The following is a 15,645-nucleotide window of genomic DNA, read 5'->3' as shown; positions in this document are numbered from 1 at the left end:
TCTCAGACCTCAGGTCAGTTTAACCCGCCCATGACAGGGTGCGGCACATAAGGCTCTTCCAGGCTTGCGACTTCATTGGGCGTCAGTCTCACCGACAAGGCGGCGACGGCATCCTCCAAATGATGAGCCTTGGTCGCCCCTATGATCGGCGCCGTCACCGGCCCTTTCTGCAGCACCCATGCCAGTGCGACCTGCGCTCGGGGAATCCCGCGCTTCGAGGCGATCTCGGCGACCCGCTCTACGACTTTGCGGTCCGCATCGGCGGTTTTCGCATAGAGCGCTTTTCCGAATTCATCCGCCTCCGACCGGGCGCTTTGCTCCTCCCAATCCCGAGTTAGACGGCCGCGCGCAAGCGGGCTCCATGGAATGACCCCGATCTGCTCTTCCTGGCAAAGCGGCAGCATCTCGCGTTCTTCTTCCCGGTATAGCAAGTTCAAATAATTTTGCATCGAGACGAACCGAGTCCAGCCGTTGCGTTCGGCGACATGCTGCGCTTTGAGGAACTGCCAGGCATACATCGAGGAAGCCCCGATATAGCGAGCCTTGCCGGCTTTCACTACATCGTGGAGCGCCTCCATCGTCTCCTCGATCGGCGTACCGTTGTCCCATCTGTGAATTTGATATAGATCGACGTAATCGGTGCCAAGCCGTCTTAGGCTATGATCGATCTCACTCATAATCGCTTTGCGGGACAGTCCGGCGCCGTTAGGTCCGGGACGTACACGCCCGTGCACTTTTGTCGCAATTACAACCTCGTCACGGGATGTGAAATCCTTCAGGGCGCGGCCGACAATCTCTTCGCTTGTACCATCCGAATAAACGTTTGCCGTATCGAAAAAGTTGATTCCCAGCTCTAACGCCCGCTTAATAAACGGCCTGCTCTGCTCTTCATCCAGTGTCCACGGATGCGACCCGCGATTAGGGATCCCGTAGCTCATGCAGCCCAGGCAAATTCGGGAAACTTCAAGTCCACTGCGGCCAAGTTTAACATATTCCATTCGCGAACACGCTCCTTGTGATTTATCGTTGTTAGAATTCGTTGTGCTTTGGCATCGGAGGACGTATCCCTCGTGGGAACCAAAATAACGAATGCCAACCTGAGCAAACTTGAAATTGACGGAGCACAAATGGGCGGTGCCTACCTCCATAACGTAGGGATCCCTGAAGAAGGAGATCCCCACTACAATCCGGCAACCGCAGGTCAGCCGACCCGATTCGAGCATTGCAATCTTAGGGGGAGTCGGATTTCAAACTGTGACCTTAGCCATATTGAGATCCTTGATTGTGAACTGGAAGGGATGAAGATTAATGGGATACCGGTTGAAGAGCTTTTAAAAAATTATCATTGTTCAAACAATCGTACGGAAAATTCGTCCACAAACGGTTAACAATATGGAGCAATTACGAAGGGTCCCCTCCCGCCATCTCCCGCATGGCGTCCGCGGCCAGCAACTGAAGCACATTGTTGTCCATCGGCGGATTGTGCAGCCCGGCCCTAACGTCGCGATAGTACCGCTCCAAGGGCATCGTCTTGGACAGGCTGGCGCCGCCGACGATGCGCATCGCCAGATCGACGATCCGGATTGCACCGTTCGTCGCCACATATTTGGCCAAGCCTAGCTCCGGTTTCAACTCGGTCCGGACCTCTGTGGGGACCCGGTCCCATCGTTCGGCGGCCGCATATAGCACGCTGCGAGCCGTACGCAGCTCCGCCTCCATCAGTCCGAGCTGCTGCTGCACTGTGACCAGCCCGGCGATCGGCCCCGACACACTGTTGGGCCGGTACTCGCTCGCGAAGCGAACGGCATAATCGCGCGCCGCCAAGGCGATACCGATATAGCAGGCGGGAATGTGCAGCAGCCATCCGCCTCCATCATCGACCGTCGATCTGCGGCCAACCGAGAGCCTGGCGTTGTCCGGAACGAACGCGTTGTCCAGGACGACGTCGTGGCTTCCGGTAGAGCGCATGCCGAGCGTGTTCCATGTCTCCACCACCGTGACGCGATCCGATTTGAACACCAGAAAATCGTCCGCACGTTCCTCCTCGGCGATGTAGGCGGAGACGACGAACCGGTCCAGGATCGGCGATAACGTGCTGAATGTCTTCCGTCCGGACAGCAGCCACCCGCCTTCCGTACGTATGGCGGTCGTCTCTGGCCGTCCGCCCCTGCTCGGGCTTCCCGAAGCGGGTTCACTGGCAAATGTGTTAATCATGGCCCCGTTACTCACAATATCCCGGCACAGCTCGCGGAACAGCGTGTCCGGCCATTTGCCGGTCGCCGAGATATGCATGACCTGGCCAATATGCCAGCCGACCGCCAGTGCGGTAGAACCGTCTCCATAGGCCAGCCTCTCCTGCAGCGCGACCATCTCGTAGAGCGAAATACCGTCTCCGCCGTAGTCGGTCGGCACGGTCAGCTTCAAGTAACCGGCTTCGCGCAGCTCGGCAAAATTGTCGAATGGGAACGACCCATCCCGGTCATGAACAGATGCCCGTTCGGCGAAACGTGCGGCTATCGCTTCGACCCGATCGGCGCGCTCCTGCTCCTTCTCATTGCGGATATATTGATCGATCAGTCGTCTCATTTAGGCGTAACCTCCATTTTCCATACAGACCGATTGCAACACATCGCAACCGGAGTCACATATTACGGTTATTTTACCATACGGATATGTCCGACTGATACGAAGAAGCCTCCGGTCCGCTGAGGCAGTGGGACTCGAGTGGCTCCTCGACAAAAGTATAATGGACATGGAATCCCCCTTCTACACCCAGGATCATGAGATTTATGTACATTTTACTATATCCTCTTTGATAAAGGGTTAAGAAAAGCACGGCTTGTTAGGCCGTGCTCGACTGAATGAGGGCAAAAGCTTATGGAGTTGGGGAAGGACTCGGCGTCGGTGCAGGACTTTCAGTCGGCGCTGGTGTCGCTGTAGGGCTTGGGCTTGGCGATGGCGATGGGGATGGCGTAGGGCTTGGGCTAGGCGCCGGACCCGTCGGGACCGTGATGTATCCCTTATCTGCCATCATGCGGATAATCTTCATGATTTCCGCACGTGAGAGGGGGTTATCAGGCTTAAACGTGCCGTCCGGATATCCGTCAACAAGTCCCAAACCGGAGCCCCAATTAATGTAATCTGCATACCATTCCGTAGTTGGGACATCACTATAACTAGGAGCGGTGCCAGTACCTGTATAAATGCGTGCAGTATGATCTCGCGTTCCTAATCCATGAGGAGTCGTTCCCAATCCATGAGGGACAGTTCCCAGTCCAGTAGTCCCCATTCCATGGTGAGTGGTTCCCAGCCCATGAGGCGTAACATGTGGAGTCACATGAGGCGCATGAGGGAGAGCAAGTCCTCGATATTGATTCTGAGCTACATTGTTACGGACTTGATCCGTTGTCCGATTCGCTCTATTCATGGTGCACCCCGACACCACAAGGGCAGACAAACAAACTGTCGCTAATGAAATTTTTAATGTTTTCACAACTTCACTCCTTTCGTAGGATATCCTTTAGGCTTTACATTTCGGGAAAAATAAATCAGACGTTATGTGGAGCAATTGGAAAATGGCGCGCTTAAAAAACGAAGCGACGTGCCGCAGATGCAGCCGTCGCTTCGCTTTATGAGGGTTCTTCTTTAATTTCTCTGAGCCTGCAGGATAAACCGTGCATCCCGTATAAGCACCTGGGCTGCCGCCACAGTAATATGCTTGTCGCTTTGCGCTTCCACCTCATGGATAAGAGCTTCCAGACTTCCGTTCTCCACCTTCTCTCGCAGGCTGCTCGCGATGCCCGCATTATCGATCCAGGCAATCGCCCGGAACCGCTCAATGAGCGCTTTCAGCGAATCCGCATCGGCCCTGGTGCGGAACGAGACTGCGAGCGTTCCGTTATTGCCGGCCGCATCGAGGGCGCTTGCAGTGAGTACATGCGTGCCGAGCGGGAGCGTATACAGCGCGATTGGGGCTCCTACGGCGACATCCTGCCCGTCGAGCCGCACCTTAAGCTGTGTCGGATCCGCTCCCGACAGGCTATCAGCCACCAGCACCTGAGGCACCAGCTCCTCGCTGTCCGCATACGACTGATCCGGCAGCGGCTGCACGACGGTTAGGTTCGGAGCCGTACGGTCCACACGGACTTGAATCGTTTTTGCCGCCTCTACATTCCCGGCTCGATCGGTTGACCGGTAGGCGATCGTGTAGCTGCCGTCCTGTGCTAATTGAATCGGAGACGTGTACCGCAGCCAGCTTGCGCCGCCGTCCAAGCTGTAGACTGTGTCCGTCACACCTGATGTCGCATCGGACGCGTTCAGGGTCACCGTGACAGGGGTGATGTACCAGCCGTTTAGCCCATCGGGCTGCTCGGGGTACACGGTCGCCGTCGTCACCGGTGCGGTCCGGTCCAGACGAAGCGAGAGTGTGTGCGGCGTCTCAACGTTTCCTGAGAGATCGGTCGACCTATAGAGGAGTCCTATCCCCCCGCTGTCCTGATCGAACGTGACCGGTGCCGTGTAGCGGCTCCAGCTCGCCCCGCCGTCCAGGCTGTAGACGGTCTCCGTCACAGTGGAAGAGCGCGCGCCCGGCGTCAGCCGCACCGTTATCGGGTGGGCATACCAACCGTTCGTGCCGTCCGGCTGCAGCGGAGTGACGGCCGCTTCCGTGATCGGCAGGCGAAGCTGCGTGACCTCGATGTCATCGAAGATCAGATTGTCGAAGCCGCCGGCATAGAAGCCGATCTGCCCGGTCGCATTATGCGCCGGGTCGGCGGCTCTCAGCTTCAGCTTGCCGTCGACATACAAGCCGATATCCGCACCGTTTACGATCAGCTCGACGGTGTATTCCGTGTTCGGCGCCAAATCCTCATACGGCAGATCGGATTTCTTCACCGTCGCCCAGGCGCCGTTGTACAGAATCCACTGCGACGCACCGTCCGCCGTCTTGCGATACCCGATCCGGTCACCGCTCCCACCCACCAGACGATCGAAGATATAGAACGTCGCGGCGCTCGAGATGACGGCCGGTGTCTTCAGCTTGAACTTCAGTTGATAATTCGTGAACGAACGCGGCGATGTGGTGGACGCCCCCTTGAGCAGACGATACTTGCGGTTGCCGTCCACATTCACGATGCTCCGGTTCGGGTCGACGGGCCAGCCGCCTCCGCCGGATTCGAAGTCGGTCCGCAGCAGAACGTCGGACACGACAACTCGAGCTGTCGCGAATGCTTGCGGATTGTCCGCCGATGTGACCGTGATAAGAGTTTCTCCCGGCCCGACAGCAGTTACCAACCCGTTCGCATCCACAACGGCCGCGCTCGGATTGCTAGACGTCCATGTAACCGTGCGATTGGCGGCATCGGAAGGATCGAAGCTCACCTGCAGCTGCAGCCGTTCGTCCGCTCCGAGGTTCGCACTGGTCCGGTCCAGCAGCAGCCCGGAGACCTTAGTCGTCGGGACCGACAGCTGGATGTCGTCGAATAGCAAGTAGTCGAAGCCGCCAGCATAGAAGCCGACCGTACCTGACGCATTGTGCGACGGATCGGTCGCCTTTAGCTTCAGCACGCCGTTAACATAGAGGCTGATGTCAGCCCCCTTCACCAGCAGCTTCACGCTGTATTCCGTATTCGGCGCCAAGTCTTCGTACGGCACATTGATTTCCTTGACCGTGGCCCATGCCGGGTTATAAAGCAGCCACTTCGAAGTCCCATCCTCCAGTTTGCGGTACCCCACGCGGTCGCCCCCGTTCGGCCCGAGCCGGTCGAAGATGTAGAACGTCCCGAGGCTCGGCGACGTAGGCGGCGTCTTCATCTTGAACGTAAGCTCGTAATTGGCGTATTCGTTCGACGAGACGGCGGTTGCGCCCTTCAGTACTTTATACATATGGTTGCCGCCCACGTCGACGATAGCCCGGTTCGGATCGACCGGCCAGCTGTTGCGGCCCGTCTCGAAGTCGGTATATTCGTAGATGCCGTCCCCTACTTCGACGTCAATTTGCACTTGGTCCTGGAGCACCGGATTTTCGGCGGAAGTAACCGTGACGACCGCCTGGCCGACTTCCACTCCTTTGAGCGTCCCTTTGGCGTCGACCTTGACCACACCTGGGTTGCTCGAGGCAAACAGAAGCTGAGGGTTGGACGCATTCCAGGGCAGCACGGCGGTCTGAAGGTCGTACGACTTCCCGATGCCGACCGTCACTTGATGGTCATACGCCCGGACTGCTTGCACCGGAATCGTATCGGGGGCTAGATACGGCCCTGCCTTCCCGACAATCCCGATCTCGTTGAACGCAATCGGCTGGAACCCGGGAATCTGCCGGAACACCTCCGCATCGCTTTTCAACGTGAGGTCGCCTCCCGCTAGGTTGACAAAGCCCGGATCGCGGTCCGTCACCCAGTTGTTCGCGTATTGCAGTAAATTGAATTTGTCGTACGCCCCTTGCGCGTTCGTGGTGCTGCTGCGCGGCTTGGTGGGGTTATAGATGACATTATTTTGATAGACGTTCGTCCTCGGGTAATACCGGTCCTCCGTAAAGAAGTCGGCCAGCTCGGGATATTTCACCAAGTACGGCGTACCTACGAAGTTGTTGTTCTGCGCGAATAGTGCCTGCCATTTCGGCATGTAGTTTTTGGCGATCTGCCCGTTCGGATTGTCACCCAGATACAGGTCGGCATAATCGTAAGGCACCTTGCTGTCGATGAACACATTGTTCCGGGCTGTGATGTGCGCGCCGCCGTTATTTTTGATCGCGGAATTGCCCATTTTGTGGAAAATATTCCCCTCAATTGTGAGCCCCATCGTGAAATTGTCCGGATAGACCCCTTCCACGCCGGCCTTCGATTCCCCGATATTGTGGAAATAGTTGCCCCGGATGACCGTCCCCCGCTGCTGCGGCGTCTCGCCCGCATTCATGTAGATCGCGCCTAGATCGGAGAACAGTTTGCACACATCGTATATGTTGTTGTACTCCACCAGTTGATCGTTCCCGAAGATCAGAATCCCGGGGTGCGGCGCATCGTGAATTTCATTATGCGACACGCGGTTGCCAACGCCGGTCAAGATGACGCTCGGGTTGTACGCTTTGTGGTAGTAGGCGAAATCGTGCAGGTGGGAGTTTTCCACATAGTTGTTCCCGGGCTCCAGCGTGTCTCGGCTGCCTCCGTTCAGGATGACCGCCGTCCCGCCGACATGATGGATGTGGCTGTTCAGCACCCCGTGATGGACGCCTGTCGCCGTAGCGAAATCGTTGTACAACCACCGGCTCTGAGTGTTGATCAGCACGCCGCCGTTCGTGAAGTTGCGGATCTCGCATTGCTTGATCAGCACGTGATCCCCGCCCATGACGACCACAGCGGAATCGCGGCCGTTCTCCAGCGTCAGGTCCTCGAATGTGACATGCGAGACCCCGACCGCATTGATCATAGGCATCTTCAGCATTGTGACGGTAATGTTAGGCTGTTCCGCCTCGAAAGATGCCGTCGGGAGGAAGTACAAGAGCCCTTGGGTGCGGTCGATATAGTACTCCCCGGGCATGTCGATTTCCTCCAGCAAATTTTGCGCGAAGTGGAAATCCGGGTACCAGTTCTTGAACAGCCCACTCATCTCGCCGTAGCGCAGCGTAATACGCTTGTTCACCGTATCGATCGACGCGATCTTGTTGTACGACCATTCCCAGCTATAGCCGAAAATGCCGTCCAGCCAAATATCGTCGGCCTGCGTCCAAAATTGTGGACGATCGTATGTATAACCGAACGTCCCGCCGCGATCCTGGAGATCGGGATCCTTGCGTGTCGGGCCCGGGTCGATGATGTCGCCCATCTGGACCGTGCCGGTATTGGGCCAACGCGCCAGCGTCATGCCCTGCCCTTCCACGTACAGCTCCATCGGGGGAACCTGGCTGACGTCGTTCGCCTTGTAATAACCGTGGCGGCTCATCACACCGTAGTCCGTAATCCCGTGGCTGCGCAAATCGACCTGCAGCACCTTCGTGCGGGCGTCAGCCGAGATGATGCGCTGTAGAACCGCCGGGTCCGTGACCGGTGTGAACCAGCTCTTGTCGAGCGATTGACCTCCGGACAACGTGACGCTTTCGCCGGGAAACGCTTTGTACGTAATCGGGCTCTCCGCCGTGCCGGAATCCTGCTGCTCCAGCTGGAAGCTCGCGGTGCGGTCGTACGTGCCGCCGCGCAGATAGACGGTCACTCCGCCCGCCGGCAGTCCGGAGCTGCTCTTCAGCTGACGCACGGCATCGCGCGCCTTTTCCAGGGTGCGGAAGGGCGCTTCGATTGTGCCTGGATTGGAATCGCTTCCATTCACCGCTACGTAGAAGACCGTTTCCGGTGACCCGGATTCGGCCTGAATGACAGGCAATGCAAGGAGATTGATCAAAAGTGCGACGATCACTAGAAGATTTGCTTTCTTGTTGAGCATACTCTTCCATCCCTTCCAAGGAAAAATTTGTTCCTTCCTGCGTTTGACGCACGATCTGCTGCAGGACGAATTTCGTTTAAGTTGGGCCGGCTCTTTGGGTTAGAAGGTCCATAGGGCTGTCATTCTGACCCACAGGACTGGACCCTGCTCCCCTATCGACCATGGGATGAAGTGCGGCTGCATCACTTCGTGCCAGTTCGTCGGCGCGATGGGTGCGGGCCACGTCCTGCGCGTCGACTGGCGGCTGCCCTGCGGAGCCGGTAGTTCATGGTACGAGAAGATCCAGTTCTCGTGCGCGCCAATTATATACGTCGGGTTGAAGCTGTTAGGCGTCTCCTCCTGCTGGGCGTAATGATAAAAGATGTAGCTGCCGTACATCTCCGGCTTCAGCCGCGCCAGCGAGCCGATTCGCTCCCGCACATTCCGCCCGTCGCGGCGGGATTCGAGCGCTTCCCCTTCCCCATCGTGGTAAATGTCGAGCATGGGAACCGCCAAGCGTCGGCCACCATTCTCCCCGGGCCATGATTCCAGGAAATCCAGGCAATTGAGGGGCCAATCCCACTTGAAGTCCTCATCTGCCGTCTCGAGATAGAGGAACAAACCGCCCTCCCTCTCGAACAAGGTCCCTGTAAGCAGCCCTCGCTGCCTTAACCGCTGCCCCCAGGGAGAGCCGGCCTCCTCCAAGGCTCGAATGAAGGCGTCTCGGGTGCCTGCCTTCAATTGTGCGCGGTACATGCGTCTCCTCATGGTTCGATCCGGTAGATTCGGCGGGCGTTGCCCCCACGAATGTTTCCTTTCTCCTCCGGTGTCAGGTCGGCCGGCAGCACCGCCTCGAACAAGGCAATGACGTCTCCGTAGCCGCCCGCCTGCAGAGCCACCGGCCAGTCGCTGCCGAAGAGCAGCCGGTCGCAGCCGAAAGTCCGCACCAGCCGGTCTACGTATGGCCGGAGTAAGTCCGCATGGAGACCGCCGGCCATCGTGATCATGCCGGACAGCTTCACCGCCACGCCGGGAAGCCGGGACAGCCGCTCCATGCCGGCCGCCCACGGCTCCATATGCAGCTCCAGGACGTCCGGGCAGCCCAGATGATTGACGACGGCCTGCAGCGTCGGCACCGCCTCCAGGTACGCCGCGACTCCGGCGAGCTCGTCCGGGCGGACGAGCAGGTCCAGCGTCAGGCCGGCGTGCATGAGGCTGTCGAGCGCCGCGCGCAGCCGGCTCTTGTCATCCGCGGACCGCTCCTCCCGGAACGCGCTGCCGCCCATCCGCACCCCTGTGAAGCGGGGGTGCGCACGCAATGCCTGGAGCTGCGAGGCGAAACGCTCCGCGAACGGGTCGAGCCCGCCGCTGACGGCCGCGGCTACCGGGCCGCTCCGCGTGAGCTCGAGCAGATACGCCGCCTCCGCGGCCGTAGGGGCGGCCTGGACGACGACCAGGCCTTCCACGCCGTGCGCCTGCAGTTCCGGCAGCAGCCGATCCGGCAAGTGGTCCTGGTAGAGCATCGCATTCTCCGGTTTCAGCCAGCCATAGTCGCCGCGCGCCGGCTGCCAGAAATGCACGTGGCTGTCTACGTACACGACGGTTCGCCTCCCTGCCCGCTCCGTCCGTTCAGCAACGGATCGGTGGCTACGCAATTCTCCCAGGGCGCCTCGTAGCTCGGGGCATTCACATATCGTTCCATGCCGAGCCGCAGCCGGATCCCGGCTCCGGGCTTCAGGCGGACCGCCAGCCACTTGCCCTGGACCGCGACGGCCTGCCCTTGCGCGGCGTGATCCGGCCCGAGCCGCTGGGCGTCCGTGAACCGATGCTCGCCGAACGTGCCAGCCTGAACGACGACCTCCTGCTCGTCGAACAGGCTGGTGTTGCACAGCTGCAGCGTGACGCTATCCGCCGCGAGGCCCTCCACGAGCGCGGATACGCCAGCAGGCAGGCCCGGCCGGCGCTCCTGCGCGTCGAAGTAGCGAACCCTCGCGTGCTGCAGGCCGCCGTGCGAGATGTGCATCGGCCCGCCCAGGGTCAGCTGCACGAGCGCCTCGAAGTACAGCGGGCACATCTCCTGCCAAATATGGATGCTGGAGAAGTCCCCGTCGTGGAAGCCGCTCTTCCAGCTGCGAGGATCGCCTTCCTCCGAGCGCATCCGTTCCAGCTGACGCCCGACGAGCTCCATATTCGCGGCCAGGATGGTGCTCGGATAGTCCGGATTGCGGCCGCGTATGTACTGGAACCACGGCTCCGTATTGCCGATGTAGTGCTTCGTTTCCCGCCCGGTCCGGCGGTCTCGCCCCGATACGACCGGCACGATGACTTCGTTCCAATCGTGATCCCGGGGTATCCGTTCGATCCGCTCCAGATCCTCGTCCGCCATCGACATCGTCCACAGATAAATCGGGTACTTGAGCAGCGGCTTCCGCCAATCGCACCAGCCCTGATCCCCGTGCTTGTTCGGCACGAGCACTTGCCCGTTCTTTTCCCGGCGAAGCCCCCAGTTAGCATCGAGCTGGGACCGGGCAAGCTCCAGGCGGCTCATTTCTCCGGTGAGCAGAACTGCGTTCATGCAAGCATTCGTCAGCGGCTCGATGATCGTCATGAAGCCGTGCGGCCATCTCCAGCCGTAGTAGCCGCCCCACCACTGGCCTCCGTTGTATTCGCCGATCTCGCCGGACAGGCCGATATTGTCCGGGATAATCCCGCCATTGCGGCGGGTTCGCTCCTCCCAGGCGTCAAGATATTCAATCACCCAGTCGCGGAACGGTGCCACTCCCGTATGCATGTAGGCATGCGCAATCAGTCCCGTAGCATTCAGATTCAGCGGAACATCCCCGCGGTTCATCCGCTCGTTCATCATCGCGATGAGCCGCCCGTACACCTCGTCGTCCGACCACGGGCATTTGCCGCTGGCATAGTCGACGCCGGGCACATCCTCATACGGGGCCGGATAGTGGTCGAGGATGCCGCGATGCGTGCTCCAGTCCTCCTTCGACACTTCCCAGCGCGGCCCTCTGCTCCCATTCAGCGGCGAGCGGATCAGCCGAAGCGCTCGATCGTAGTTCGGGGCGTCCGGATCCTCTCCCGTATACATACGGGCGAAGCGAACCGCCCTCTGCCGATCCTTCAATGTAGCCGGGCCGGCCAGCCCGAGGAAATACAGGAACAAATACCCTTCCCCATGGTGCATCCAATCGTAGTAAGCGTCGAATTCCCGATGCAGTTGACCGTATTCCGTCCACTGCCAAGTGATCCCGTCCCAGATCCGGCGCGACACTTCGTACAGCTCCCGGCTCCCTCCGAGCACGTACAGCAGCGCCAGGTTCATGAACCCTTCGTACGGGTCGTCGGAGCCGTCCATCCCTGGCCATTCCTTCTGCCAGATCAAGGTCCCGTCGGGATGCGTATAGTGCTCCACAAATTCCTTCGCCGCCTGATTCAGCGTCGCCAGCAGCCACTGCTCCCGCAGCGCCCACTCCGGCGGCACGATGCGTTCCGACGCTTCGATCCGCGGCAGTGCGCCTCCCTGTTCCTTCATCACGCGCTCCTCCTATTCCTTGAAAAGCTTCTTCCCTTGGAACAGGGCGTATACCCGCTCAAGCTCCTCCTGCTCGAGGCCCTTCCCATCGCAGTACGCCATGTTCGTGCGGAGCACTTCCGGCGTCGCCGCCCCCGTGAGCGTCACGTGGATAGCCGGCTGCGACAGGCTGAAGCGCATCGCCGTCTCGACGAGTCCATGTGGTTCCCGCTTGCGCAGGAACTGCAGCTGCTGGATGCGCAGCGCCGCCTCCTCCACGATCGCCTTGTTCAGGAACGGCGCCGGTGTGTCGGCGAGCAGCCCAAGGCCTAGCACGCTGCCATTGATGACGCCGATCCCGGCCTCTGTCGCGAGCGGCAGCAGCTCATCCTTCGCTGTATGGTCGATCAGCATATACCGTGCGTAGAACTGGATGCTGTCGAACCGGTTCAGCTCGACGAAGCGTTTGAGCAACGACAAGACGCGGGTAGAGACGCCGATGAACCGAATCTTCCCGTCCTCCCGCAGCTTCTCGAGCGCCGGCAGCGTCTCGCCCACGATCGTCTCGTACGGCGCCTGCTCGGCGTCGTGAATTTGCAGCAGATCGATCCAGTCCGTCTCGAGCCGTGTCAAACTTTGCTCTACGGACCGGATCGTCGCGTCATAAGTGAACGGCTCGTCCGGGCCGACCGCCTTCGAAGCCAGCACCACTTGGCTGCGTCTCCCGCCGCGCAGAGCGCGACCGATTCGCCGCTCCGATTCGCCTCCGCCATAGCGCGGTGCGGTGTCTATGAAATTGATGCCGCCGTCGATCGATTCATGGATCATCTTCTCGACTTCCCGCTCATCGGCCGGACCGAAATCTCCGGCCAGCGGCGCGCCGCCCAGCCCGAGCTTCGACACGCGAATCCCCGTTCGGCCAAATGTGGTATATTCCATTCTTCCATCCCTCCTACTGTTGATTGTAGAGATCCTCCTATATAATGAAATAGCCAGAGTTCCACACATTATGTCATATCTTCTCTATGTAGCGGAAAAGAGGTTCGAACCAGGTGGAATTTATCTATACGAATCCGATCGGCCTTACCGACCTCGAAGTGCTCGAAGTCGGTACCCAAGCCTGCACCCCGACGATGAAGTTCGGCCCAGGCGTCCGGGATATGTACATCCTTCATTACATTCATAGCGGCCATGGCACGTATTCGGCGAAGGGGAGCAGCGTGTCGGTCGTACCGGGCGGGCTGTTCCTCGTCGTTCCGGACACCGTCCATTCCTATTGGGCCGATCCGGACGAGCCTTGGCATTATACATGGTTCGGTTTCGTCGGGACAATGGCGGCCCGTCTGTGCAAGCAGGCCGGATTCACCGGCTCCCCTCCCGTGCGGAATCCCGATCCTTCGGTCCCGGTCGATCCGCTGTTCAGCGAAGTGTTATCCCTTCGGGAGGAACCGGCCAAGGAATTGCTGCTGACCGGGCTGCTGTACCGGATCTTGGGCACGCTCACCGTCCCGGACGATATACCTCCGCTGCAACCCGACGTCGGCCTTCATGTTCGCCGGGCCGTCTCCTTCATCAACGCCCGATACGCCGATCCCATAGCGCTCGCAGATATAGCCGCCCATGTGGGACTCGACCCCAAATACGTGTGCCGGCTCTTTCAGCAGCGCCTGTCCATGTCGCCTTATCGATACCTGACCGATGTACGGATGCGCAAGGCATGCCGCCTGCTTCGCAGCCAGCTGCCGGGGATCGCCGAGATCGCCCGCTCGGTCGGCTATGCGGATCCGCTGCTCTTTTCGCGGATGTTCAAACGTACAATAGGCCTCTCCCCCTCCGCTTACCGGGAAAAGGCCAAATTGGAGAACACCCCGTCCGGTACTTGATTACGGGTCAGGCTCGAGTTGACTGGACGTCCGCCGGTATCCTAAAATGATGTCTACTCTGCGATTGCAGATCCCACTCGGCGTCGATTGCTGCGTCTGTTGGCCGATGCGGAAGAGTTGCCGCTCAACGAGTTGACGGTTCATTTTCCGATGGGCCGCACGGCCGTTTCCAAGCATTTGGCCATTCTTAAGGACGCCGGTCTCGTGATCAGCCGCAAAGCCGGTCGGGAAACGAGATTTCGGCTGAATGCCGCTCCCTTGCGAGAAATTGAGGATTGGGTCTCGTTTTACCGAAATTACTGGACAAAGAGTATGTTGCTTTTAAACCAAATGCTTCAGGAGGACGAAGAAGCGAATCAGGACAAATAATAAAAAGCCCTTCTGTTCCCTGGGGAATAAGAAGGGCTTTCTTGTCTCAGCTATTTGTTCTACATTCCTGCATTCAGGATAACCAGAGTGACGTTCAAACCCGCAAATACGAGAGCCGGCATCGTCTTGCCGATCGAATCTTTGACTTGGACATGCGTGAGACAAGCGATCAGCATCGTAATGCCGAGCCAGACGCCGGCGCCTGCGATCGCTCCCGGCATCCAGTAACCGACGATGAGCGCTCCGGCTCCTATTAATTGGACGATGCCGGTCACGACCCGAAACCATTGAGGCAGTCTCAGATGGGTGAACATGTCCACCCAATACTGGGCCCCTATCACCTTGGCGACGCCAGAGAAGCCAAAATACAAGACCAGCAAAGATTGAAGAACGAGAATAAAAACGGACATTTCGAATTCCTCCCTTAGAATCGTATCAAATTAGGAGCCCTCATTCACTCAGAACAGACAACTCGAGCTGTTGCAGGCGTGCCGGATCGGAGACTTGATCGATCCGCACGATCTTCCCGTGTTCGTAAGTAAGAGCGAGTACGAGCAGCAGCCTTCCGCGCGGGGCCACGACGACTCCGATCGATCCATCGACCAGCGCCGGACGTGCCGCTTGGGCGCGCCCGAACATGAGCATTTTGGCCACGTCCCGTGAACCGCGAACCTCGCCTGAAGCGTCATTCGACACGGCTGCGTGGTCGTTCCTCAGCACGACATCTGGGTCGAGCACCTCAAGAAGCGAATCAAAATTCCCTGTGCGCGCTGCGGCGAGGAAGGAGTCTACAAGTGCCCTCTGCACTTGCAGATCAGTACCGGACGAAGTCCCAGCACCATGCACACGGCGTCGAGCCCGGCTCGCCAGCTGCCTGGCCGCAGCCTCGGAACGCCCGACGATAGGAGCTATCTCCTCGAACGGGACGGCGAAGATATCGTGCAGCACGAACGCGATACGCTCGACTGGATTCAGGGTGCCTAGCACCACGAGCAACGCCAGGCCTACGGAATCGGCTAATAGCGCTTCTTGCTCGGGATCGCCCCCGGACGCACGGTCCACGACCTTCTCGGCTGCATAAGCCTCTAAGGACTCTTCGCGCCTCGCCTTCCGCAGGCGCAGCATGTCCAGGCACAGCCGGGAAACGACCGTCGTCAGCCAGCCGCCGATATTGTCGATCCCGCTCCTATCGGAGCGGCTGAGCCGGAACCAGCATTCCTGGACCGCGTCGTCCGCCTCGCTGAGCGATCCCAGCATTCGGTATGCCACGGCCCGCAAGTGGGGCCGGTTGGACTCAAACTGCTCTACCAGCCAATCTTGTTCGTTCATCGGTTCACATTCCTCTCTCTTAGGCTCTCATAAGTATAACGAAAGAAATCGGACCGATGTGACCGGCGTATGAAAAAAGCGGCTGCCAGGGGAGGTATATTCCCCCCCGACAACCGCAAGTTCTCGAGCTCG

The 15,645-nt window shown here is 59.2% G+C and carries 12 protein-coding genes and 1 pseudogene; 3 read left to right on the top strand and 10 right to left on the bottom strand.

Annotation, left to right across the window (positions count from 1 at the left end):
• Positions 1-14: 14 nt before the first annotated feature.
• Complete coding sequence (locus tag ACI5FR_RS07690) at positions 15-998, bottom strand: aldo/keto reductase (protein ID WP_405452564.1); 984 nt, start codon at positions 996-998, stop codon at positions 15-17.
• A gap of 72 nt (positions 999-1,070) precedes the next feature.
• Between ACI5FR_RS07690 and ACI5FR_RS07685 the strand changes: the two genes are divergently transcribed.
• On the top strand, positions 1,071-1,388 hold the full coding sequence (locus tag ACI5FR_RS07685) for a pentapeptide repeat-containing protein (protein WP_405452562.1): 318 nt from the start codon (positions 1,071-1,073) through the stop codon (positions 1,386-1,388).
• Positions 1,389-1,401: 13 nt separating this feature from the next.
• Here the strand turns inward: ACI5FR_RS07685 and ACI5FR_RS07680 are convergent, their stop codons facing one another.
• The 7 genes from ACI5FR_RS07680 to ACI5FR_RS07650 form a co-directional block, all read right to left on the bottom strand.
• Positions 1,402-2,586: an acyl-CoA dehydrogenase family protein gene (locus ACI5FR_RS07680; RefSeq protein WP_405452559.1), complete on the bottom strand. Its 1,185-nt coding sequence runs from the start codon at positions 2,584-2,586 to the stop codon at positions 1,402-1,404.
• A 289-nt stretch (positions 2,587-2,875) separates the two neighbouring features.
• Positions 2,876-3,289: an S-layer homology domain-containing protein gene (locus tag ACI5FR_RS07675; protein WP_405452965.1), complete on the bottom strand. Its 414-nt coding sequence runs from the start codon at positions 3,287-3,289 to the stop codon at positions 2,876-2,878.
• A 356-nt stretch (positions 3,290-3,645) separates the two neighbouring features.
• Positions 3,646-8,430: an OmpL47-type beta-barrel domain-containing protein gene (locus ACI5FR_RS07670; RefSeq protein WP_405452556.1), complete on the bottom strand. Its 4,785-nt coding sequence runs from the start codon at positions 8,428-8,430 to the stop codon at positions 3,646-3,648.
• A 99-nt stretch (positions 8,431-8,529) separates the two neighbouring features.
• Positions 8,530-9,165, bottom strand: coding sequence for a hypothetical protein (locus ACI5FR_RS07665; RefSeq protein ID WP_405452554.1), 636 nt, complete (start codon positions 9,163-9,165; stop codon positions 8,530-8,532).
• Positions 9,166-9,173: 8 nt separating this feature from the next.
• Positions 9,174-10,007, bottom strand: coding sequence for an amidohydrolase family protein (locus ACI5FR_RS07660; protein WP_405452551.1), 834 nt, complete (start codon positions 10,005-10,007; stop codon positions 9,174-9,176).
• Positions 9,998-11,953 carry a DUF8034 domain-containing protein gene (locus ACI5FR_RS07655; protein WP_405452549.1) on the bottom strand — a complete coding sequence of 652 codons (1,956 nt, stop codon included), beginning with the start codon at positions 11,951-11,953 and terminating at the stop codon, positions 9,998-10,000. Before ACI5FR_RS07655 ends, ACI5FR_RS07660 begins: the two co-directional genes overlap by 10 nt.
• 12 nt (positions 11,954-11,965) lie before the next feature.
• Positions 11,966-12,871, bottom strand: a complete 906-nt coding sequence (locus tag ACI5FR_RS07650) for an aldo/keto reductase (protein ID WP_405452546.1) — start codon at positions 12,869-12,871, stop codon at positions 11,966-11,968.
• A gap of 113 nt (positions 12,872-12,984) precedes the next feature.
• On the opposite strand from ACI5FR_RS07650, the gene ACI5FR_RS07645 reads away from it, so the two are divergent.
• Positions 12,985-13,815, top strand: coding sequence for an AraC family ligand binding domain-containing protein (locus ACI5FR_RS07645; protein ID WP_405452543.1), 831 nt, complete (start codon positions 12,985-12,987; stop codon positions 13,813-13,815).
• Positions 13,816-13,863: 48 nt separating this feature from the next.
• Positions 13,864-14,184 (top strand): annotated as a pseudogene (locus tag ACI5FR_RS07640) (ArsR/SmtB family transcription factor); the annotation flags it as partial.
• A 59-nt stretch (positions 14,185-14,243) separates the two neighbouring features.
• Here ACI5FR_RS07640 and ACI5FR_RS07635 read toward each other — a convergent pair.
• Together ACI5FR_RS07635 and ACI5FR_RS07630 are read right to left on the bottom strand one after the other, a co-directional pair.
• A complete protein-coding gene (locus tag ACI5FR_RS07635) occupies positions 14,244-14,594 on the bottom strand; it encodes a DoxX family protein (RefSeq protein WP_405452540.1) in 351 nt (116 codons plus the stop codon).
• 40 nt (positions 14,595-14,634) lie between these two features.
• Complete coding sequence (locus ACI5FR_RS07630; protein WP_405452538.1) at positions 14,635-15,513, bottom strand: sigma-70 family RNA polymerase sigma factor; 879 nt, start codon at positions 15,511-15,513, stop codon at positions 14,635-14,637.
• Positions 15,514-15,645 lie beyond the last annotated feature (132 nt).

This window comes from Paenibacillus sp. HJGM_3, assembly GCF_045062745.1.
Classification (GTDB): Bacteria; Bacillota; Bacilli; order Paenibacillales; family NBRC-103111; genus Paenibacillus_AA.
This window is presented reverse-complemented; position numbering and strand designations above follow the sequence as displayed.